The following is a 19,794-nucleotide window of genomic DNA, read 5'->3' as shown; positions in this document are numbered from 1 at the left end:
GGTGCGGACGCCAGCGTGACGACGCAGGTCTTGCTGCGCTCGGCGGTCGCCAGCTCCCACTGCCCGACCAAGTCCTGCTTCATCTTGGATGCGTCTTGCGCCGTCGCGCTCGCCGCGAGCAGCGCCGTCAGGATCACCGTGCCGATCGCGCGTCCCATCGTCAGCGGCCTTTCACCGGCGTTTCCGCGACCGGCGTCAGCGGCGGTCGGCCCGAGAACCATGCTTTCAGGTTGTCGACCACGAGCTGGTTCATCGCATTGCGCGTCACCACCGAGGCCGAACCGATATGCGGCAGCAGCACGACGTTCGCCATGGTCCGCAGCTCCTCCGGAACGTTCGGCTCGGCCGCGAATACGTCGAGACCGGCGGCGAGGATCCTGCCGGATCTCAGCGCGGCGATCAGTGCGTCTTCGTCGATCACCGAGCCGCGCGCGACGTTGATCACCACGCCGCGCGGCCCGAGCGCGTCGAGCACGTCGGCGTTGATCAACTTCGCTGTCGCCGGACCGCCGGGCGTGATCACCACCAGGGTATCGACCTCTTTGGCCATCTCGATCAGGTTCGGATAGTGCTGGTAGGCGACGCCGGCCGCCGGATTGCGCGAGTGATACACCACCGGCACCAGCGATGCGTCGAGCCGGCGGGCGATCGCCTGTCCGATCCGCCCCATCCCGACCATGCCGACCTTGCGGTCGCGCAGCGAGCCGGTGCTGAGCGGATAGTCCTGCGTCTGCCACAGGCCGGCGCGGACATATTTGTCGGCGCGGACGAACTCGCGCAAGGTGGCGATCAGCAGCCCGAGCGCGGTGTCGGCAACCTCCTCGGTGAGCACGTCGGGCGTGTTGGTGACGACCACGCCGTGTTGCGCCGCCCAGGCTGCATCGACGTGGTCGTAGCCGACCCCGAAACTCGCCACGATCTCCAGCTTCGGAAAACCCGCCAGCATCGCGGCGCCGGTCGGCACCAGGCCGGTGACCGCGATGCCGCGGATGCGGCCGCGGACCTCCTCGCTCAGGCCGTCGAGATCGTCCGTGCGCTCGCATTTGTGCAGCACATAGCCGTCCGGGAAACCCTGATCGATCACCTCTTTGCGCGGACCGTAGACGAGCAGATCGATCGGCCCGGACGCATCCGTTTCCCCCGGCATCAATTATCCTTTCCAAGCGCGCTTTCGTGCCAGCGCCGCAGCAGCAGATGCGACACCAGCGCCAGCAGCAGATAGATCACAATGCCCGCCGTCGACAGCAACAGCAATGCTGCGAACATGCGCGGAATGTTGAGCCGGTATCCCGATTCGGCAATCCGGTAGGCGAGGCCGGAGCCGGCGCCTGCCGAGCCCGCGGCGATCTCCGCCACCACGGCGCCGATCAGCGACAATCCGCCGGCGATGCGCAGGCCGCCGAGGATATAGGGCAGCGCCGCCGGCAACTTCAGCCGCAGCAGCGTCTGCCAGCGCGAGGCGCCGTACAGCCGGAACAGCCCGGCCAGATTGCGGTCGACCGAATTCAATCCCAGCGTGGTGTTGGACAGCACCGGGAAGAACGCCACGATCCAGGCGCAGACGATCACCGCGGTTTCCTGCGGCAGATAGATCAGCAGCAACGGCGCGATCGCGATCACCGGCGTGACCTGCAGCACCACCGCATAGGGAAACAGCGAGAATTCGAGCAATCGGGACTGGTTGAACAGCAGCCCCAGCGCGATGCCGCCGGCCGCGGCGGCGACGAAGCCTTCCAGTGTGGTCCGCAGGGTGGTGAGCAGCGAGCCGAACAGCACCGGCCAGTCCTGGATCAGCGTCGAGGCGACCAGGAGCGGTCCCGGCAGCACATAAGGCGGGATCTGATTGAGCCGCACCACCAGATCCCACGCCACGATCGCGGCGAGCAGGACGACGACCGGCAGCACGACGCGCAGCCCGGCACGGGCGCCGAGCGGCTGTACGTCGTCACGCGAGGCGGGCACGGCGCTCACGTCCGCGCCACCGCGGAAGGCCGCGCGGGCTCGCTCGACGACGCCAGCGCGCGTGAAACCTCCCGGCATCGCGCCGCGTAATCGGCCGACAGCCGAAATTCCTCGCCGCGTGACCGCGGTGCATCGATGTCGAAGGTGGCGGCGATCCGGCCCGGCCGCGGCGTCATCACCACCACGCGCTGCGACAGATACACCGACTCGAACACCGAATGGGTGACGAACACCACGGTCATCTGCAATTCGTCCCACAGCGTCAGCAGGTCGTCATTGAGTCGGAACCGGGTGATCTCGTCGAGTGCGGCGAACGGCTCGTCCATCAGCAGGATGTCGGGTCTGGTCACGAGGGCGCGCGCCAGCGACGCCCGCATCTTCATGCCGCCCGACAGTTCACGCGGAAATGCATCCGCGAAGTCGGACAGGTCGACCCGGGTCAGCACCTCGTCGACCCGCCGGTCGATCTCGGCGCCGGCGACGTGCGCCAGCTTCAGCGGCAAAGCGACGTTGTGGCGGACGCTCGCCCACGGCATCAGCGTCGGCTCCTGAAACACGAAGCCGACCGGGTGTTCGCCGCGTCCGCGCGGCGACGCACTCCCGACCTCGATTCGCCCTGAAGAAGGGCGTGTGAGGCCAGCGATCATCCGCAGCGCCGTCGACTTGCCGCATCCGGACGGCCCTAGCAGCGACACGAACTCGCCGCGGCCGATGTCGAGATCGACAGGCCCGAGGGCCAGCGTGCCGCTGCGATAGGTCTTGGTGATGCGGCGAAGTTCGATCGCCGGCCCGGTGGCGTCGGCATTCGCAGCGGATGATCGCGGCGACGAGGCCATCTGGCCGGCTATTTCTGCTTCGGGCGCAGATCGACGCCGATGCCTTTGTTGACGAATTGTAGGGTATAGGCTTTGCGGAAATCCAGATTGCGCGCCACCACCCCGGCGCGGGCCATCTTGTCGAAATAAGACGCGTAGCGCGCGTCGGTCATCGCGCCGATCCCATTCTTGATGGCGTCGCCGGAATCGACGATGCCGTATTCCTTCATCTTGTCGATCGAGTACGCCAGCATCTCGTCGGTCATTTCCGGATTGAGCTGCTTGATCATCGCATTGCCGGCGGCATTGTCGCCATACAGATAGTGATACCAGCCGACGATCGAGGCGTCGACGAAGCGCTGGATCATGTCGGGATTCTTGTCGATCAGGTCGCGGCGCGTCTCGATCAGCGTCGAGTAGCCGTTCAGCCCGTAGTCGGCGAGCAGCAGCACGTTGGGCTTGAACTTGGCGGCCTGCTCGACCGTGAACGGTTCGGAGGTGACGTAGCCCTGCATCGCGCTGCGGCGGTCGATGATGAACGGCTGCGGGTTGAAGGTGTAGGGCTTCACCCTGGCTTCGCTGAAGCCGTATTCGGACTTGAGCCATTGGAAGTAGCTGGCGATGCCTTCCTTGGAGACGAACAGCGTCAGCGGCTTCAGGTCGGCGATGGTCTCGACCTTCGACTCCGGGTGCGACAGGAACACCTGCGGATCTTTCTGGAAGATCGCGGCGATCGCCACCACCGGCACGTTGTTGGCGACCGCGTCCAAGGATTGCAGCGTGTTGGCGGTCATGAAGAAATCGAGCTTGCCGGCGATCAGCAGCGTGCGGTTGTTGACGTTGGGGCCGCCCGGCACGATCGTCACATCGAGGCCGTAGGCCTTGTAGGTGCCGTCGGCGACCGCCTGGAAGAAGCCGCCGTGCTCGGCCTCGGCGACCCAGTTGGTGCCGAACGAGATCTTGTCGAAGCCGCCCTCGGGCACTTTGCGGACCGGCTGCACTTTCGGCGGCGCCGGCTTCTTAGGCGGCGGCGGAGGCGGCGGTTCGGGCTTCTCGACCGGCTTGGCGGGGGCCGGCGGCGGCGAGGCGATGGCCGGAAACGCCAGCGTGGCGGCCAACAGAATCCCGATTAACGCTCGCGCCAGGAAATCGGGGCTCATGGTTGGACTCCGTCGTTCATTTTGGCCCAAGATGCCGGCATCATGGGTGGCGCGGATTCGAGCGTTTCAGGATTGATAGCGAAACAATGCCGACATTTGAACCACTCCCTGTCCGGGTCACGTCCCGCCGATGACCGCGCTGCCGCCTCGTGACTGGTGCGCGATCCGCTGGCCGGAGATCGCCGATTCGCAACCCGCGCGCTGGATCGCGGTGCTGCCGCTCGCGGCGACCGAGCAGCACGGGCCGCATCTGCCGCTGTCGACCGACGTCGATATCGCCGAAGCCTATCTGGCGCGGGTGCACGAATTGTTGCCGGCGGAGCTCCCGGCGAGCTTCCTGCCGCTGCAGGCGATCGGACTGTCGACGGAACATCTGGCGTTTCCCGGCACGCTGACGCTGTCGGCGGAGACCGCGCTCCGCGTCTGGACCGAGATCGGTGACAGTATCGCCCGCGCCGGCGTGCGCAAGCTGGTGATGGTGACCAGCCATGGCGGCAACAGCGCGGCGATGGGCCTGGTGGCGCAGGAGCTGCGGGCGCGGCACCGGATGCTGGTGGTGACCACCGGCTGGGCGCGGTTCGGCGTGCCGGACGGACTGTTCGCCGCCGACGAGCTGCGCCACGGCATTCACGGCGGCGCGGTCGAGACCTCGATCATGCTGGCGCACGCGCCGGCCCTGGTTCGCACCGACAGGCTCGCGGAGTTTCGTCCGGCCAGCCTCGCGATGGAGCAGCAGTATCGCTGGTTGTCGGCGCAGCGGCCGGCGCCGTTCGCCTGGGCGGCCGAGGACCTGCACCCGGGCGGCGCGATCGGCGACGCCACCGCCGCGACCGCCGAGAAGGGGCGGCAGTTGCTCGATCACGGCGCCCGCGTGTTCTGCGAGCTGCTGGACGACGTCCACCGTTTCGATCTGGCCGCGCTCAACAACACGCCGCGCGTTTGAGCAGCGGTGCGAGCGACGCAAAGTCATCCAGGGCCGCATGCCGCGTCTGTGGCTTCGCTCCGCGCGATGACGGAGAGCGAGCCTGGTCAGCACACCGGCGCGAAGCTCTCGGCCCGGGCCATCGCCCAGGCCTGTTTGAAACGGGCATCGTCGGTGCCGTCCAGTAATTCGCCCGAACGCAGCGCCGGATAGAGCTGCGCCAGCGACACCACGTCGGACGACGAGGTCCGCTGCGAGAAGTGATACGGGCGGATGTCGCGCGGATGGTCGAGACCGGCGGCCGCGACCAGTTCGCCCAGCGCCTGCAGCGTCGCATGGTGATAATTGTAAACCCGCTCCAGCTTGTGCGGCACCACCAGCGCGCGGTAGCGCGTCGGCTCCTGGGTGGTCACCCCGGTCGGGCAGCGGTCGGTATGGCAGCTCAGCGACTGGATGCAGCCGAGCGCAAACATGAAGCCGCGCGCCGAGTTGCACCAGTCGGCGCCGAGCGCCATGGCGCGGGCCATGTCGAAGCCGGTGGCGATCTTGCCGGAGGCGCCGAGCTTGACGCGATCGCGTGCGCCGATCCCGATCAGCGCATTGTGCACGAAGCTGACGCCGTCGCGCATCGGCATGCCGAGGTGGTCCATGAACTCCAGCGGGGCGGCGCCGGTGCCGCCTTCCTTGCCGTCGACCACGATGAAATCCGGGTAGATCCCGGTGGCGAGCATCGCCTTGCAGATCGCCAGAAACTCCCAGGGATGGCCGACACAGAGCTTGAAGCCGGTCGGCTTGCCGCCGGACAGGCGGCGCATCTCGGCGATGAACCGCATCATCTCGATCGGCGTCGAGAACGCCTTGTGATAGGGCGGCGAGACGCAATCCTCGTCCATGCCGACACCGCGGATCTGCGCGATCTCCTCGGAGATCTTGGCCATCGGCAGCACGCCGCCATGGCCCGGCTTGGCGCCCTGGCTGACCTTCAGCTCGACCATCTTGATTTGGTCGTCGGCCGCCACGCGGGCGAACGCTTCGGGATCGAATCGTCCGTCGCGGGTGCGGCAGCCGAAGTAACCGGAGCCGATCTCCCAGATCAGATCGCCGCCGGCCTCGCGGTGATAAGGGCTGACGCCGCCCTCGCCAGTGTCGTGCGCGAAGCCGCCCTTTCGGGCGCCGGCGTTGAGGGCGCGGATCGCGTTCGGGCTCAGCGCCCCGTAACTCATCGCCGAGATGTTCAATACCGAGGCGGAATAAGGCCTGGCGCAATCCGGCCCGCCGATCGTGATCCGGAACGGCTCGGCAGCGTGCGGCCGCGGCGCCACCGAATGGTGCATCCACTCGTAGCCGTCGCCATAGACATCTTTCTGAGTCCCGAACGGACGCTTGTCGAGTTCCATCTTGGCGCGCTGATAGATCAGCGCGCGGGTGTCGCGGCTGAACGGCTTGCCGTCCTTCTCGCTCTCGAAGAAGTACTGCCGCATCTCGGGGCGCATCTCCTCGAGCAGGAAACGCAGATGCGCGGCGATCGGGTAGTTGCGCAGCACCGCGTGGCTGGTCTGCAAGAGGTCGTGGATGCCGAGAACGGTGAGGGCGCCGAACACCAGCAGCGGCGTCAGCACCACGGCGAACAGCGGCGTGTGGAAGTCGATCACCGCGATCGCGGCGAGCAGCGCGGTGATCACGGAACAGACGGTGAGAACGATATAGCGCGGCGAGAGCGGAAGCAGCAGCAAACCCATGGAATCCCCGCGGGACCGGCAGGACGCAACGTCCGATCAGCCGCAGCGGGAAGCCCCGCACATCGACCGGCGGCGACCGGGCGCGCTGTATAGCACGGCCGAGTGGCCTCGATAACCTCGGGCCTTCCGCGATCATCCGGTCACGCAGACGTCGCAATCCTATCGCCGGGCCGCCGCGCGGTGCGGTTCGGCTTGACATTTTGCCGCCCCGAAGCGATCCACCGCGCGCCCGCCGGCGGCCCTTTGCTGCGCCGGTCACCGCCTGTTGACGAGAGCCCCGATGCAATATGCCGATCGCGTGATCGTCCGGATCGTCGAAGCCTATTGCGGCGCGCGAGGCGTCGACGTCACGCTCGGGCTCGACGGCTGGCTGATCGTGCTCGCCAAGGGCGACGCCCGGCACTTCATCTATGGCTACGATTTCGGGCTGAACAGCTCGGTGACTCATCGCCTCGCCAACGACAAGGCGGCGACCGCCGACATCCTTGGCGCGGCGGGCATCGCCTGCGTGCCGCACCGGCTGTTCATGAATCACGAGCATTTCAAATACGTGTCGGACAGAGGCCATTGGTCGGCGATGCTGGAGATGCTGCGCGACCATCCGGCCGGGCTGGTGCTGAAGCCGAACGAAGGCACCTGCGGCCATCTGGTATTCAAGGCGGCGACCGAGCTGGAGCTGGAGCGCGCCGCGGCCGCGATCTTCGCCGCCAATCAGAATCTGGCGATCGCGCCGTATTTCGACATCGCCCGCGAAGTCCGGGTGATCCTGCTCGATCGGGCGCCGCTGGTGGTTTACGAAAAAAAGCGCCCGGCGATCATCGGCGATGGCGAGCGCAGCGCGCTGCAGCTTCTGATCGGCGCGGTGCCGGCGGACCGGCTCGGCACCGTGCTGGCGAATCTGCCGGCGGGCCACGCCGCACTCGATGCGGTGGTGCCGGCCGGCGCACAGTTCCCACTCGATTGGCGACACAATCTGGAGTTCGGCGCCGAGCCTGAACTGATCGGCGACGGCGAGCTGCGCGCCACGTGTGTGACGATCGCCGCCGAGGCTGCCCGGGCGATCGGGCTCGGCTTCGGCGCCGTCGACGTGGTGTGGACCGCGCAAGGACCGCGCGTGCTGGAGATCAATTCCGGCGTGATGATCGAATCGCTCAGCCGCCGGTTTCCGGACCTCGCCGAGCAGGTCTACACCCTGGCGCTCGACCGCGTGATGCAGGCGATGCCGGCCTGAAAGCACAGCCTTCGCCAGCGCCGATTTCCTTTCGCCGCGGATCAACTAAGATCGCGTCGCGTCCGCATTCTCAACAAACAACAAGGAACCTCATGACCGCGACCGTCAACCGCCAGATCCTGCTGATCGAGAAGCCGAAGGAGAAACTCGGCCCGGAGCATTTCCGTCTGGCGGAATCGCCGATGCCCGAGCCGAAGGACGGCGAGGCGCTGGTCAAGGTCCGCTACATTTCGCTCGACGCCGCCAACCGCGCCTGGATGCAGGGCGCGACCTATCGGGCCGCGGTCGAGACCGACAGCGTGATGCCGGGCGGCAGCGTCGCCGAAGTGGTGAGTTCCAAGGCGCCTGGGCTGTCGCCGGGTGATCTGGTGTTCGCCGACACCGGCTGGCAGGACTATGCGGCGCTGCCGGCCAAGCATCTTGCCAGGCTGCCCAAGGTCGAGCCGATGACGCATCTGCTCAGCGTCTACGGCATCGCCGGCCTGACCGCGTATTTCGGCCTGCTCGACATCGGCAAGCCGCGCGCCGGCGAGACCGTGGCGGTGTCGGCCGCGGCAGGATCAGTGGGCTCGATCGTCGGGCAAATTGCGAAGATCAAGGGCTGCCGCGTGGTCGGCATCGCCGGCGGCAAGCAGAAATGCGACTGGCTGGTGAACGAGCTCGGCTTCGATGCGGCGGTCGACTACAAGGACGGCGCGCTGTTCAAGGCGCTGCGCGCGGCGGCGCCGAACGGCATCGACGTGTATTTCGACAATGTCGGCGGCGACATTCTCGAAGCCTGCCTGCCGCAGATGAACCTGAAGGGCCGGATCGCCTGCTGCGGCGCCGTCTCACAATACGACCGCACCCCCTCGGCCACCGGTCCGCGCGGCATCCCCGGGTTGATCGTGGTGAAGCGGCTGATCATGCAGGGATTCATTGTGATGGACTACATGGATCAGCGCGACGAGGCGGTCGCCAGGCTGCAGGAATGGGTCGCCAGCGGCAAGCTCAAGGTCCAGGAAGACGTCATCGACGGCCTGGAGAACACCCCCGCCGCGCTGATCGGCCTGCTCGCCGGCGAAAATCGTGGCAAGCGGATGGTCAAGGTATGAGCTGAGCCGCGCTTGGTCCCCCGCCTTCAACTCTGGCTGGCCGGACGTCGTCCGGCTGGCCGCCGTCCGGTTGGGAGTCTCCGGCTGACACTATCCGGCTGACAATGTCCGATCGACGAATGGGCGGAGCTGGCGATCCCGGGAAGACTCGAACTTCCGACCTACGGTTTAGGAAACCGCCGCTCTATCCGGCTGAGCTACGGGACCGTCCGGCTTGCGGCGCAGGGCCGCTGGCAGGAGCCTCCCATAGCAGAGCGGCGGTCCGATCGCCACCCGGAAGTCGGCTGGAGCGGACCGGTGCCAGCCCTCACGGGGCGCCGGCGCCTTCGCCGCACAATTTGGTTCCAGCCTTAAACCTTGCTTTAGGCCGTCCCGGCTAGGCTCACAGCCCACTGTGTTGGCCGGTCGGACCCATGGCGTTTGCAGAAGCGATTGCTCGGTTTCATCGTGACAGGCGCGGCAATATTGCCGTGATCTTCGCCCTCGTGCTGATCCCGCTGATTTCGGCGATCGGCTGCGCGGTCGACTACAGTCGCGCCAATGCGCTGCGCACCAAACTCCAGGCGGCGGCGGACGCCGCCTCGGTCGGTGCGGTGTCGCGAACCTCGCCGGCCTACATCGCCGCCGGTTCGATGTCGACCGACGGAGCGATCACGTCGGGCGCGGACGACGCGCTGCGGATCTTCAACGGCAATCTGGCGAATCTGACCGGCTATACGCTCGACAGCGTGGCGGCCACGGTCAGCAAGAGCGGCGAGGCGGTGACGTCGAAGGTGACGTTCTCGGCGCAGATCTCGACCATGTTCATGAAGGCGGTCGCGGTGTCGAGCATGACCGTCGGCGGGGCCTCCACCGCCACCGCCAGCATGCCGAAATACATCGATTTCTATCTGCTGCTCGACAATTCGCCGTCGATGGGCGTCGGCGCCACGCCGACCGACGTCGCCGCGATGGTGGCGGCGACGGCCAACAAATCGTCAGACGACCACTGCGCGTTCGCCTGCCATGACGTCAACAACAAGAACAACTACTACAATCTGGCGAAGGCGCTCGGTATCACCACCCGGATCGACGTGCTGCGCAGCGCCACCCAGCAACTGATGGACACCGCCGCCGCCACCGCGACCTACACCAATCAGTTCAGGATGGCGATTTACGATTTCGGCGCCTCGGCCCAGACCGCCGGCCTGCGCAATCTGTTCGCGCTGTCGGCCAGTCTGTCGAGCGCCAAGACCGCCGCCGGCGCGATCGATCTGATGACGGTCAAGGGGCAGAACGACAACAACGATCAGGACACGCAATACACCGCGATCCTGCCGGCGATCGATAAACTGATCGCCGCCCCGGGAACCGGCGCGGCCGGTTCTCCGTTGAAGTACCTGTTCTTCGTCTCGGACGGCGTCGCCGACGAATACAATCCGGCCTGCCTGAAGCCGAAGACCGGCAACCGCTGCCAATCGCCGATCAATCCGGCGCTGTGCAAGACCCTGAAGGATCGCGGCGTCAGGGTTGCGGTGCTTTACACCACCTATCTCGATCTGCCGAGCAACGACTGGTACAAGAAGTGGATCGCGCCGTTCAATGAAGGCCCCTACGGCCCGTCGCCGAACAGCGAGATCGCAAAGAACATGGAGGCCTGCGCCTCGCCGGGCTTCTACTTCGAGGTCAGCCCGACCCAGGGTATCGCCGAGGCGATGAACGCGCTGTTCAAAAGAGCGGTCGCCGACGCCCGCATCACGAGCTGACCGGCCGTTCCAACTTTCGGGCGCAGCCTGACGGCCGGGTCCGCCTTGGAAACTCCATCGCCCCTTCCTACGTTGTGATGCCGGCCGAAGCCTGCGCCTTGTCGCGCCGTGCCGGCCCACACAGGAGGTCTCGATGGGTTTGCTCGACATCCTCAACGGCATGCAGAACGGCCCGCGGGGCCCGGCCGATCCGCAAGACAAAAGCGGCGGCATGTCCAAGTTCACCATGGCGATCCTCGCGCTGCTGGCGTGGAAGGCCTACAACCACATGACCAGCGGCCAGCAGCAGACCGCGCCCGCCAATCAGCCGCGTCCGATGCCGCCGCCTGCAAATACCGGCGGCGGCTGGGGTGACTTCCTGAAAGGCGGTCTCGGCGGCCTGGTGCTCGGCGGCGCGGCCGGCAGCGTGCTGTCCGGCGGGCTCGGCGATCTGCTGCGGCAGCTCCAGCACAACGGGCTCGGCGACGCCGCCGATTCCTGGGTCGGCCGCGGTCCGAACCAGCAGATCGGCCCGAACGACCTTGCCAGCGCGCTCGGCGCCGATCAGATCGACGCGATGACCCGCCAGACCGGGATGTCGCGCGACGAGCTGCTCGACGGACTCAGCCGCTATCTGCCAGATGTGGTCGATCAGCTCACGCCGGACGGCCGACTGCCCACCGACGACGAAGCCTCGCGCTGGATCTGATCGGCCGCGACCGAATTGTCGCCGTGCACGTTCTGCAACGCTTGATGGTCGAAAGGACCCTGACATGGGCGGACTGATCTGGATCCTCGTGGTCGGCTTTGTTGCCGGGATCATCGCGCGGGTGCTGTCGCCGGGGCCGAACAATCCGCAAGGATTCGTTCTGACCACGGTGCTCGGCATCGCTGGCGCGTTTCTGGCTACCGCGGTCGGGCAGATGATCGGGCACTACGGCCCCAATCAGGGGGCCGGCTTCATCACCGCGACGGTCGGCGCGGTGGCGGTGCTGTTCATCTGGAACCGGCTGGTGGCGCGACGGGTGATCTCCGACCCCGGCAATCGCTACCCATACGACCCGCGCTGACACTCCCGCCGACACTATGCGGCCCGGCGCCGCCGGGCCGCATGCTGCATCGTGCGGATGAAACGTCAGCCGGCGAGGTGCATGCCGGCGTCCATCCGCACCAGTTCGCCGGTCATGCTGCTCGATTTCGGCGTGGCCAGGAAGCATACCAATTCGGCGATGTCTTCGGCGGTCGAGGCGATCTTCAGCGGCACCCGCGACACCACCATGTCGCGCACCTGCTTGGCTTCCTCGGCGCCGCGGCCCTTGGTGAACCACGGCGTGTCGATGTAGCCGGGGCAGATCGCGTTGACGCGGATGTTCGGCGCCAGCGCGCGCGACAGCGACAACGTCATGGTGTTGAGCGCGCCCTTGCTGGCCGCATAGGCGATCGACGAGCCGATGCCGCTGATGCCTGCGACCGACGAGACGTTGACCACCGCCGCAGCACGGCCGGTCGCCTTGGCGCCGGCGATGAGCAGCTCGCGCGCCGCGCGGACCATCTGGTACGGGCCGATGGTGTTGATCGCGTAGATCCGCTGGAAGTCGTCGGCCGACAATTGATCGAGCAGATGATGCGCCACGTGCTTGGTGGTGCCGGCGTTGTTCACCAGCGCGTCGAGCTTGCCCCAGGGGGCAGCGGCTTCGACGATGCGTTTGCAATCCTCGTCCTTGGCGACGTCGCCCTGCACCACGATGACTTCGGCGGCGCCGAGCTTGCGGCACTCTTCGGCGGTCTTCTCGGCGTCGTCCTTGCTCGATGCGTAGTTGATCACCAGCCGTGCGCCGTCCTTGGCGAGGATCTTGGCGGTCGCGGCGCCGAGGCCCGAGGCCGACCCGGTGACGATTACGTTCAGTCCGTCTGACATCTTCACTCCCTTTGCATCGAACCGGCTTCGCCGCGTCGCCGCAACCATATCGGTTGCGATATCGAGAGCAAGCCGGCAAAGCCCATGATGCGGAATAAGCCTGTGGCGTGAGGCGTTTCGACCATGTCCGGCGAGCAATCCGCCCCGTGCCGGCTGCGCTTGTGTTCGTTTCCGCTTTTCCGCATCATGCCGCGCAACAACAAGACCAGCACGCATGCTTGGCGATCCGCCGGGCGCTGAGTGCGCAACCGGGAAACGCCGTGACGGAGACTGACAACATCGTCGTCGAGACTGCGGAGAAAATCTTCGCCGACCTCGCTGATGCGCAAACCATCAATGCCGACAAAGCCGAGACCTGGAAGGCGCCGCTGTGGCAGGCGCTGAGTGAATCCGGGCTGCCGCTGTCCTGGGTGCCGGAGGAATTCGGCGGCTCGGGCGCGAGCCTTGCCGAGGGCTTCGGCGTGCTCAACGCCGCCGGCCGCGCCGGCCTCGCGGTGCCGCTCGCCGAGACTATGCTGGCCGGCTGGCTGCTGGCCCAGGGCAAGATCGCGGCACCCGAAGGCGCGATGACGGTCGCGCCGGCCCATCCGAAAGATCGCATCGCGCTGGATGCGGACGGCAAGTTGTCGGGCCGCGCGCGCAGCGTGCCGTTCGCGCAGGGCGTGCGGCACATCGCCGTGCTGGCGCAAAGCGCCGCCGGCGCCACGATCGCGCTCGTGCCGGCATCGGCCTGCCGGATCGACAAAGGCCTCGGCGTCGGCGGCGATGCGTCGGACGTCGTCACTCTGGACAAGGTCGCGCCGATCGCCACGGCGCCTGCGCCACAGGGGCTCGATCAGACTTCGCTGATGTTGATGGGGGCGGTTGCGCGCAGCCTGCAGATCGCCGGCGCGCTCGAAACGCTGCTCGACCGCAGCGTCACCTACGCCAACGAGCGCGTCGCGTTCGAAAAGAAGATCGGCAAATTCCAGGCGGTGCAGCACAATCTGGCGAAGCTCGCCGGCGAAACCTCGGCTGCACTCGCGGCCGCGACCTCCGCGGCCGACGCGATCAGTAGCGCTGATGGCTTCGATGACGCGTTGTTTCTCGAAGCCGCCGCGGCCAAGATCCGCTGCGCCGAAGCGGCTGAGAAGGGCGCGGCGATCGCCCATCAGGTGCATGGCGCGATCGGCTTTACGGCCGAGCACATCCTGCATCGCTTCAGCCTGCGCGCGCTCGCCTGGCGCGACGATTTCGGCAACGAGAGCCATTGGGCGGTCGAGCTCGGCCGCATGGTGGCCAAGCGTGGCGCCGATGATTTGTGGCCGCTGGTCGCTTCGCGCTGACCGCCTCAACGTAGCGAGATTATGCGATGACCGCCGCCCTCCGTTTCGATCCGATCCGCCTGCCGCCCGTCTGCGAAGAACTGCGCAAGGAAGTCCGCGCCTTCCTCGCCGAAGAAATCGCCGCCGGCACCTTCGATCCGCACAAGCCGCAGCGCGAGGATTCCGACGCGCCTGAATTCTCCCGCCGCGTCGGGATGCGCGGCTGGCTCGGCATGACCTGGCCTAAGCAATACGGCGGCCACGAGCGCACCTTCCTGGAGCGCTACGTCGTCACCGAAGAAATGCGCATCGCCAATGCGCCGACCCGCCGCTTCTTCGTCGCCGACCGCCAGAGCGGCCCGGTGCTGCTGAAATACGCCCCCGAGCACATCAAGATGGACATACTGCCGCGGATCTGCCGCGGCGAACTATGCTTCGCGATCGGGATGAGCGAGCCGAATTCCGGCTCCGATCTGTTCGCCGCAAAGACCAAGGCGACCAAGACCGACGGCGGCTACCTGATCAACGGCTCGAAGATCTGGACCACCTCGGCGCACATCGCCGACTACATGATCGCGATTTTCCGTACCTCGCCGCCCACCAGGGAAAACCGCCGCCACGGGCTCACCCAGTTCCTGGTCGACATGAAGTCGCCGGGCATCAAGGTGAACCCGATCGCGCAGATCACCGGACAATACGAATTCAACGAGGTGGTGTTCACCGACGTGTTCGTGCCGGACGATCATCTGCTCGGCGAGGTCGACGGCGCCTGGAAGCAGGCGACTTCCGAACTCGCTTACGAGCGTTCGGGCCCGGAGCGTTTTCTGGAGACCTATTACGTGCTCACCGAACTGGTCCGCGCGCTCGGCCCCGATCCGGACACCCGCGGCGCCGAGGGCATCGGCCGGCTGGTGGCGCAGCTCCACACCATGCGGCGGATGTCGGTGTCGGTCGCCGGCATGCTGCAGGCCGGCAAGGAGCCGGTGGTGGAAGCCTCGATCGTCAAGGACATCGGCACGATCTGGGAGCAGCAACTGCCACACCGGGTGCGCGAACTCGCGGCCTTCGTCGACGGCGAGGCGTCGAATCATGCCACGCTCGACGAACTGACGGCGTTTGCCACCAAGCTGGCGCCGAAGCTGACCATTCAGGGGGGCACCACCGAGGTGCTGCGCGGCATCATCGCCCGCGGGCTCGGCCTGCGCTGACGCCGGCGCGCATCGAACCATCGAGGATCAATCATGAGCAGCTACACCGATATCGCGGTCGAGAAGACCGGTCACGTCGCCACCATCGAGATCCAGCGACCGCCGCTGAACTTCTTCGACATCTCGCTGATCCGGCAGATCGCCAACGCGCTGGACGAGATCGACGCCGATCCGCAAGTGCGCGCCACCGTGCTGGCGGCGCAGGGCAAGGCGTTCTGCGCCGGCGCCAATTTCGGCGATCCGGCCCGGCAGGAAGCCGACCCGGCCGCCGCGAAGGGCGATCCGGCCGACAGCCTCGGCGAGATAGGTCATCTGTACTACGAAGCGGTGCGGATCTTCCGCGCCAAGAAGCCGATCATTGCGGCGGTTCACGGCGCTGCGATCGGCGGCGGACTGGGCCTCGCGGTGTCGGCCGACTTCCGCGTCACCTGTGCCGAAGCACGGTTCTCGGCCAACTTCACCAAGCTCGGGTTTCATCCCGGCTTCGGCCTCACCGTGACGCTGCCGGAGCTGATCGGCAAGAACAACGCCGAGCTGATGTTCTACACCTCGCGCCGCGTCACCGGCGAAGAAGCGGTGCAGATGGGCCTCGCCAACGTGCTGGTGCCGATCAACGAGGTGCGCAGCGGCGCGCTGAAGCTGGCGCGCGAGATTGCCGAATGCTCGCCGCTCGGCCTGCTGTCGACCCGCGCCACGATGCGCAACGGTCTCGCGGACCGGGTGATGGCCGCGACCAAGCATGAACTCGCCGAACAAACCCGCCTGCGCGCCACCGAAGACTTCAAGGAAGGCGTCAAAGCCACCGAAGAACGTCGCGTCGCGCATTTCAAGGGACGATAGGGCAAAACTATTCGTCAGCCCCGAGTCGTCGCCAGCCCCGGGCGGTCATTCCGGGCCACGCGCGTAGCGCGTGAACCCGGAATCACGAAGCGTTCTGCGGCTCAATCGTTTCCACAACTGCGAGATTCTGGGTTCGCTCCGCTTCGCGGAGCGCCCCGGAATGACTCGCGGTTAGTTCGTGAGTCTGAATTCGACGCCGGCGAGGTTGAAGCCGTCGGGCGTGGACGTAACACCCTGCGCGGTCGCGGCCTCGCGAACCCTCTCCACATCCGTCACCTTGAACGTCAGCGCCGTCATCGCTTCGCTGCCGCCCTGTACGAACCGGAACGTGGCGTTCGGCAGGCGGAGTTCGGCGACACTATCTGCATCCCGATCGACCGGCAGTTCGAGAACCCGGCCCCAATGCGCGGCGAGGTCGGCAGGATCCGGGCTCTGCATCTCGACCGCGGTCAGCGCCTGCGTGGTGTCGGTGCGAATCGCCGCGGCCCAGTCGGGCCCCGCGGGCGGATAAGGGCCGCGGATATTGTCACTGCCTTCCGTGTGGTTGAGTTCGATGAAGGCGGCGCGGCAGTCGCGCGGGTGGAGTTGCACGCCGTGATACGGTGCATGGTCGATCACATTGGCGGTGCGCACGCCGAGCGTGGCGGCGTGGCGGCCGCGGGCGTCCGGATCGTCGCAACAGAAGATCGCCATGTAGCCGCCGCGGCCGCCGGTCTTCTCCAGGAAACGCCCGGCTGCGGTGCCCGGCTGGGTCGGCGCGACGATTTCGAGCAGCGTGGTGTCGACTGGCAGCAGCACGTTCTCCAGGCCGTATTTCCCGACATGCGGATCGCGGTAGCAGATGTTCAGCCCGAGAATCGCGGCGATCTGCGACGCGGCGGGTTCGATCGGCTCGGTGACCAGGCAGATCTGGCGCAGGCGAAGAAACGGTGCCATCGTCAGCGTCCCTGGAACGCCGGCGCGCGCTTCTCGACGAAGGCGCTTGCGGCTTCCTTGTGGTCGGCGGTCTCGGCGCAGCGCGAGTGATGCAGCGCTTCGGCATCGAAGCAGGCTTCGAGCGACAGGCTCTCGGCGTTGTTGATGTTGGTCTTGATGTAGCCGAGCGTGACGGTCGGGCCCTGCGCCAGCGACAGCGCAAGCTCGCGAGTGGCGGACTCGACCTCGGCGTCGGGCACCACGCGGCTGACGATGCCGAGCGCCTGCGCCTGTTCGGCGGTCAGCACCGGCGAGGTGAGATACAGCTCCCGCGCCTTCGCGGCGCCGATCAGGTGCGTCAGGAAGTACGTGCCGCCGAAATCGCCGGACAGACCGACCTTGGCGAACGCCGTGGTGATCTTGGCCGAAGCGCCTGCGACCCGCAGATCGCAGGCCATCGCCATCGACAGGCCGGCGCCCGCCGCCGCGCCGTCGATCTGCGCCACCACCGGCTTCGGCATCTGATGCAGCAGACGGGACACCTCCATGCCGCGGCGGAGGTTCGCCACCTTCTGTTCGAGCGGCGGCGGGTCGCCGGCCGCGGCCGTCGACTTGACGTCGTCGCCGACGCAGAAGGTGCCGCCGGCGCCCTTCAGCAGCACCGCGCGCACCTCCGGATCGTCCTTGGCGCGGTGCGCCGCCTCGACCAGTCCGCGGATCATGTCCTGATTGAGCGCGTTGCGCCGCTCGGGGCGGTTCATCGTGATGGTGAGCAGGCCGCGGTCGAGGGTTTGCAGGACGATGTCGGTCATTGAACGTTTCCCTGTTGTTGTTCTTTTGGTCATCGAACCCGAGCCGAGCACCGCACCCTCATGGTGAGGAGGCGCGTAGCGCCGTCTCGAACCATGAGGATGAACATCCCTCGCCCTTCGAGACGCCCGGCTGCGCCCTTCGGGCTACGCCGGGCTCCTCAGGGTGAGGGTGCTGTCGTGTGTTACTTCTTCACCAGCGGGCAGCGTGATTGCTCAAGCGACTGGAACGCCTGATCGCCCGGCACGGTCGCAAGCAGCTTGTAGTAGTCCCAGCGGCCCTTGGATTCCGACGGCTTCTTGACCTCGAACAGGTACATGTCATGCACCATCCGGCCGTCCTCACGGATCTTGCCGTTCTTGGCGAAGAAGTCGTTGATCGGCATTTCCTTCATCTTCTTGGTCACCGCCGCCGCGTCGGTGGTGCCGGCCGCCTTGACGGCCTGCAGATAGTGCATCGTTTCGGAGTACAGACCCGCCTGCGCCGAGGTCGGCATCCGCTTGGTGCGCTCCATGAAACGCTTGGAGAATGCGCGGGTCTCGTCGTTGAGATCCCAATAGAACGCTTCCGCCAGGATCAGACCCTGTGCGGTCTCCAGCCCGACGCTGTCGATGTCGGAGATGAAGGCGAGCAGCGGCGAGATTTTCTGCCCGCCTTTGGTGATGCCGAATTCGGCGCCCTGCTTGATCGCTGTGATGGTGTCGCCTCCGGCGTTGGCAAGTCCGATCACCTTGGCCTTGGAGCTCTGGGCTTGCAGCAGGAACGAGGAGAAGTCGGAGGTGTTGAGCGGATGCTTGACACTGCCCAGTACCTTGCCGCCCGACGCCTTGATGACGTTGGTGGTGTCGCGCTCGAGATCCTGGCCGAACGCGTAGTCGGCCGACAGGAAGAACCAGGTGTCGAGTCCCTGCTTCACCGCGGCGAGCCCGGTGGTGTTCGCTTGCGCGAAGGTGTCGAACACGTAGTGCACGGTGTAGGGGCCGCAGGCTTCGTTGCTGAGCCGGATCGAGCCCGGGCCGGAGAACATGATGATCTTGTTGCGGGCCTTGGCGATCTCGCCGGCGGCGAGGGCCGTAGCCGAGGCGGCGACGTCGATGATCGCTTCGACGCCCTGGTTGTCGAGCATGTCGCGCGCGATGTTGGCGGCGTTGTCGGCCTTGTTCAGATGGTCGGCGGCGATGATCTCGATCTTGCGGCCCAGCACCGTGCCGCCGAAGTCCTCCGCGGCCATCTTTGCCGCAGTCTCGCTGCCCGTTCCGGTGATGTCGGCATACAGGCCCGACATGTCGAGGATCGCGCCGAGTTTGAGCGGCGGCTGTGATTGCGCGCTCGCGGTGGTGATCGCGGCGATCGACAGACATGCGAGCAGCGTCGTGCGGAATGGCTTCAAGACATCCTCCCTGGCGAGCGCCGATTCTGATCGCGGCGCCTCTGATGATTGCGCGCGATCATGCCGCATCCTCCGCGATGCGGCAAGCGAGGTGGTATTTCCGGCGAGTGGAATGAGCGCAACGAAGCGCACGGTCGGCTTACTACGCGCCGTCGCGGCGTCGCCGCAGACCGGTTAGTTGTCGAACGATCCGAATGCGCGTCGCACGGCATCGTGTGATGCCACGGAGTGACGGCGCGGCGTTGTGGCTGGCTGATCGTCCGCGGAGTTGAAATTGCCGGACGGGCTGGTCACTCGCAGTCAGCAGCGGGCTTCGCCGGCAGCGCCGCGATCGCTACTCTGGCGAATCGGCAGGGATGCGAATCAGCGCGGCGGGTTCGATGACGTCATTTCGACGACTCAGGAGGAGTCTGCTCGCGGCGATCGGAGCGGTGGCTTTCGGTGTGATGCCGGACGGGCGGGCGGAAGCCGCAGGATGCGCCGACTTGCCGGTGCAGGGCGACGGCGTGGTGACCGAGGTGGTCGACGCCCGAACGCTGCGGCTGGCGGACGGCCGCGAGGTCCGGCTCACCGGCGTGGAGCCGATCGACGAGCAGCGCGAGGCCGGGGCCGCGATGCTGCGCTCCGCCGCGCTCGGCCACCGCGTCGTGCTGCGCGGCGCCGACGACGTGCCGGATCGCTACGGCCGGCAGCCGGCTTACGTGTTGCTGGCGGACGGCGCCGAGCTGGTGCAGGCCCGATTGCTGTCCGCCGGCGTGGCAC

At 66.7% G+C, this 19,794-nt stretch carries 18 protein-coding genes, 1 tRNA gene and 1 pseudogene; 10 read left to right on the top strand and 10 right to left on the bottom strand.

From position 1 onward, the window contains the following. Nucleotides 1-160: 160 nt before the first annotated feature. The 4 genes from DU475_RS17350 to DU475_RS17335 are packed head-to-tail and all read right to left on the bottom strand — an operon-like array spanning nt 161 to nt 3,937. Complete coding sequence (locus DU475_RS17350) at nt 161-1,147, bottom strand: 2-hydroxyacid dehydrogenase (protein ID WP_164632834.1); 987 nt, start codon at nt 1,145-1,147, stop codon at nt 161-163. Beyond that, nucleotides 1,147-1,971, bottom strand: coding sequence for an ABC transporter permease (locus DU475_RS17345; RefSeq protein ID WP_164632833.1), 825 nt, complete (start codon nt 1,969-1,971; stop codon nt 1,147-1,149). The genes DU475_RS17350 and DU475_RS17345 overlap by 1 nt, the downstream gene beginning before the upstream one ends. Then, nucleotides 1,968-2,798, bottom strand: coding sequence for an ABC transporter ATP-binding protein (locus tag DU475_RS17340; protein ID WP_164632832.1), 831 nt, complete (start codon nt 2,796-2,798; stop codon nt 1,968-1,970). The genes DU475_RS17345 and DU475_RS17340 overlap by 4 nt, the downstream gene beginning before the upstream one ends. Nucleotides 2,799-2,806: 8 nt before the next feature. Continuing rightward, nucleotides 2,807-3,937 carry an ABC transporter substrate-binding protein gene (locus DU475_RS17335; protein WP_164632831.1) on the bottom strand — a complete coding sequence of 377 codons (1,131 nt, stop codon included), beginning with the start codon at nt 3,935-3,937 and terminating at the stop codon, nt 2,807-2,809. A gap of 130 nt (nt 3,938-4,067) precedes the next feature. On the opposite strand from DU475_RS17335, the gene DU475_RS17330 reads away from it, so the two are divergent. Next, on the top strand, nt 4,068-4,880 hold the full coding sequence (locus DU475_RS17330) for a creatininase family protein (RefSeq protein WP_164632830.1): 813 nt from the start codon (nt 4,068-4,070) through the stop codon (nt 4,878-4,880). Nucleotides 4,881-4,966: 86 nt separating this feature from the next. Here the strand turns inward: DU475_RS17330 and DU475_RS17325 are convergent, their stop codons facing one another. Continuing rightward, a complete protein-coding gene (locus DU475_RS17325) occupies nt 4,967-6,598 on the bottom strand; it encodes an FMN-binding glutamate synthase family protein (protein WP_164632829.1) in 1,632 nt (543 codons plus the stop codon). 280 nt (nt 6,599-6,878) lie between these two features. Here DU475_RS17325 and DU475_RS17320 point away from each other — a divergent pair, with 280 nt between their 5' ends. Both DU475_RS17320 and DU475_RS17315 read left to right on the top strand, forming a co-directional pair. Next, a complete protein-coding gene (locus tag DU475_RS17320; protein ID WP_164632828.1) occupies nt 6,879-7,829 on the top strand; it encodes an ATP-grasp domain-containing protein in 951 nt (316 codons plus the stop codon). A 92-nt stretch (nt 7,830-7,921) separates the two neighbouring features. Further along, the gene (locus tag DU475_RS17315; RefSeq protein ID WP_142884020.1) at nt 7,922-8,923 is read left to right on the top strand and encodes an NADP-dependent oxidoreductase; all 1,002 of its coding nucleotides are present in this window, start codon (nt 7,922-7,924) and stop codon (nt 8,921-8,923) included. A 130-nt stretch (nt 8,924-9,053) separates the two neighbouring features. Here DU475_RS17315 and DU475_RS17310 read toward each other — a convergent pair. Beyond that, nucleotides 9,054-9,130, bottom strand: a tRNA-Arg gene (locus tag DU475_RS17310). A 206-nt stretch (nt 9,131-9,336) separates the two neighbouring features. Here DU475_RS17310 and DU475_RS17305 point away from each other — a divergent pair. The 3 genes from DU475_RS17305 (at nt 9,337) to DU475_RS17295 (ending at nt 11,717) form a co-directional block, all read left to right on the top strand. Next, nucleotides 9,337-10,668, top strand: coding sequence for a TadE/TadG family type IV pilus assembly protein (locus DU475_RS17305; protein WP_164632827.1), 1,332 nt, complete (start codon nt 9,337-9,339; stop codon nt 10,666-10,668). Between the two features lie 133 nt (nt 10,669-10,801). After that, the gene (locus tag DU475_RS17300) at nt 10,802-11,356 is read left to right on the top strand and encodes a YidB family protein (RefSeq protein WP_013499992.1); all 555 of its coding nucleotides are present in this window, start codon (nt 10,802-10,804) and stop codon (nt 11,354-11,356) included. Between the two features lie 64 nt (nt 11,357-11,420). Beyond that, entirely contained in the window at nt 11,421-11,717 is a 297-nt protein-coding gene (locus DU475_RS17295; protein WP_013499991.1) for a GlsB/YeaQ/YmgE family stress response membrane protein, read from the top strand. Nucleotides 11,718-11,782: 65 nt separating this feature from the next. Here DU475_RS17295 and DU475_RS17290 read toward each other — a convergent pair whose 3' ends face one another. After that, complete coding sequence (locus DU475_RS17290; RefSeq protein WP_013499990.1) at nt 11,783-12,565, bottom strand: SDR family NAD(P)-dependent oxidoreductase; 783 nt, start codon at nt 12,563-12,565, stop codon at nt 11,783-11,785. Nucleotides 12,566-12,825: 260 nt separating this feature from the next. Here DU475_RS17290 and DU475_RS17285 point away from each other — a divergent pair, with 260 nt between their 5' ends. Genes DU475_RS17285 through DU475_RS17275 form a run of 3 tightly spaced genes read left to right on the top strand, consistent with a single transcriptional unit; the run spans nt 12,826 to nt 15,917 of the window. Then, on the top strand, nt 12,826-13,890 hold the full coding sequence (locus DU475_RS17285) for an acyl-CoA dehydrogenase family protein (protein ID WP_047309519.1): 1,065 nt from the start codon (nt 12,826-12,828) through the stop codon (nt 13,888-13,890). 26 nt (nt 13,891-13,916) lie between these two features. Further along, nucleotides 13,917-15,077 carry an acyl-CoA dehydrogenase family protein gene (locus DU475_RS17280; RefSeq protein WP_142884025.1) on the top strand — a complete coding sequence of 387 codons (1,161 nt, stop codon included), beginning with the start codon at nt 13,917-13,919 and terminating at the stop codon, nt 15,075-15,077. Between the two features lie 33 nt (nt 15,078-15,110). Then, nucleotides 15,111-15,917, top strand: a complete 807-nt coding sequence (locus DU475_RS17275; protein WP_164632826.1) for an enoyl-CoA hydratase/isomerase family protein — start codon at nt 15,111-15,113, stop codon at nt 15,915-15,917. Nucleotides 15,918-16,088: 171 nt separating this feature from the next. Here the strand turns inward: DU475_RS17275 and DU475_RS17270 are convergent, their stop codons facing one another. From DU475_RS17270 to DU475_RS17260, 3 genes are all read right to left on the bottom strand, one after another. Next, complete coding sequence (locus DU475_RS17270; protein WP_164632825.1) at nt 16,089-16,853, bottom strand: VOC family protein; 765 nt, start codon at nt 16,851-16,853, stop codon at nt 16,089-16,091. 2 nt (nt 16,854-16,855) lie between these two features. After that, on the bottom strand, nt 16,856-17,644 hold the full coding sequence (locus tag DU475_RS17265; RefSeq protein ID WP_164632824.1) for an enoyl-CoA hydratase: 789 nt from the start codon (nt 17,642-17,644) through the stop codon (nt 16,856-16,858). A 182-nt stretch (nt 17,645-17,826) separates the two neighbouring features. Beyond that, nucleotides 17,827-19,032 carry an ABC transporter substrate-binding protein gene (locus DU475_RS17260; protein ID WP_047310138.1) on the bottom strand — a complete coding sequence of 402 codons (1,206 nt, stop codon included), beginning with the start codon at nt 19,030-19,032 and terminating at the stop codon, nt 17,827-17,829. 380 nt (nt 19,033-19,412) lie between these two features. Between DU475_RS17260 and DU475_RS17255 the strand changes: the two are divergent. Then, a pseudogene (locus DU475_RS17255) lies at nt 19,413-19,794 on the top strand (thermonuclease family protein); the annotation flags it as partial.

The sequence above is a fragment of the Rhodopseudomonas sp. WA056 genome (genome assembly GCF_010906995.1).
GTDB lineage: Bacteria > Pseudomonadota > Alphaproteobacteria > Rhizobiales > Xanthobacteraceae > Rhodopseudomonas > Rhodopseudomonas palustris_G.
The sequence above is the reverse complement of the archived record's forward strand: the minus strand, read 5'-3'. Positions and strand labels throughout refer to the sequence as shown.

Coding starts and splice junctions, on each gene's coding strand:
- DU475_RS17350 (WP_164632834.1), bottom strand. CDS start 1,147: ATGCCGGGGGAAACGGATGCGTCCGGGCCGATCGATCTGCTCGTCTAC.
- DU475_RS17340 (WP_164632832.1), bottom strand. CDS start 2,798: ATGGCCTCGTCGCCGCGATCATCCGCTGCGAATGCCGACGCCACCGGG.
- DU475_RS17335 (WP_164632831.1), bottom strand. CDS start 3,937: ATGAGCCCCGATTTCCTGGCGCGAGCGTTAATCGGGATTCTGTTGGCC.
- DU475_RS17330 (WP_164632830.1), top strand. CDS start 4,068: ATGACCGCGCTGCCGCCTCGTGACTGGTGCGCGATCCGCTGGCCGGAG.
- DU475_RS17325 (WP_164632829.1), bottom strand. CDS start 6,598: ATGGGTTTGCTGCTGCTTCCGCTCTCGCCGCGCTATATCGTTCTCACC.
- DU475_RS17320 (WP_164632828.1), top strand. CDS start 6,879: ATGCAATATGCCGATCGCGTGATCGTCCGGATCGTCGAAGCCTATTGC.
- DU475_RS17315 (WP_142884020.1), top strand. CDS start 7,922: ATGACCGCGACCGTCAACCGCCAGATCCTGCTGATCGAGAAGCCGAAG.
- DU475_RS17305 (WP_164632827.1), top strand. CDS start 9,337: ATGGCGTTTGCAGAAGCGATTGCTCGGTTTCATCGTGACAGGCGCGGC.
- DU475_RS17300 (WP_013499992.1), top strand. CDS start 10,802: ATGGGTTTGCTCGACATCCTCAACGGCATGCAGAACGGCCCGCGGGGC.
- DU475_RS17295 (WP_013499991.1), top strand. CDS start 11,421: ATGGGCGGACTGATCTGGATCCTCGTGGTCGGCTTTGTTGCCGGGATC.
- DU475_RS17290 (WP_013499990.1), bottom strand. CDS start 12,565: ATGTCAGACGGACTGAACGTAATCGTCACCGGGTCGGCCTCGGGCCTC.
- DU475_RS17280 (WP_142884025.1), top strand. CDS start 13,917: ATGACCGCCGCCCTCCGTTTCGATCCGATCCGCCTGCCGCCCGTCTGC.
- DU475_RS17275 (WP_164632826.1), top strand. CDS start 15,111: ATGAGCAGCTACACCGATATCGCGGTCGAGAAGACCGGTCACGTCGCC.
- DU475_RS17270 (WP_164632825.1), bottom strand. CDS start 16,853: ATGGCACCGTTTCTTCGCCTGCGCCAGATCTGCCTGGTCACCGAGCCG.
- DU475_RS17265 (WP_164632824.1), bottom strand. CDS start 17,644: ATGACCGACATCGTCCTGCAAACCCTCGACCGCGGCCTGCTCACCATC.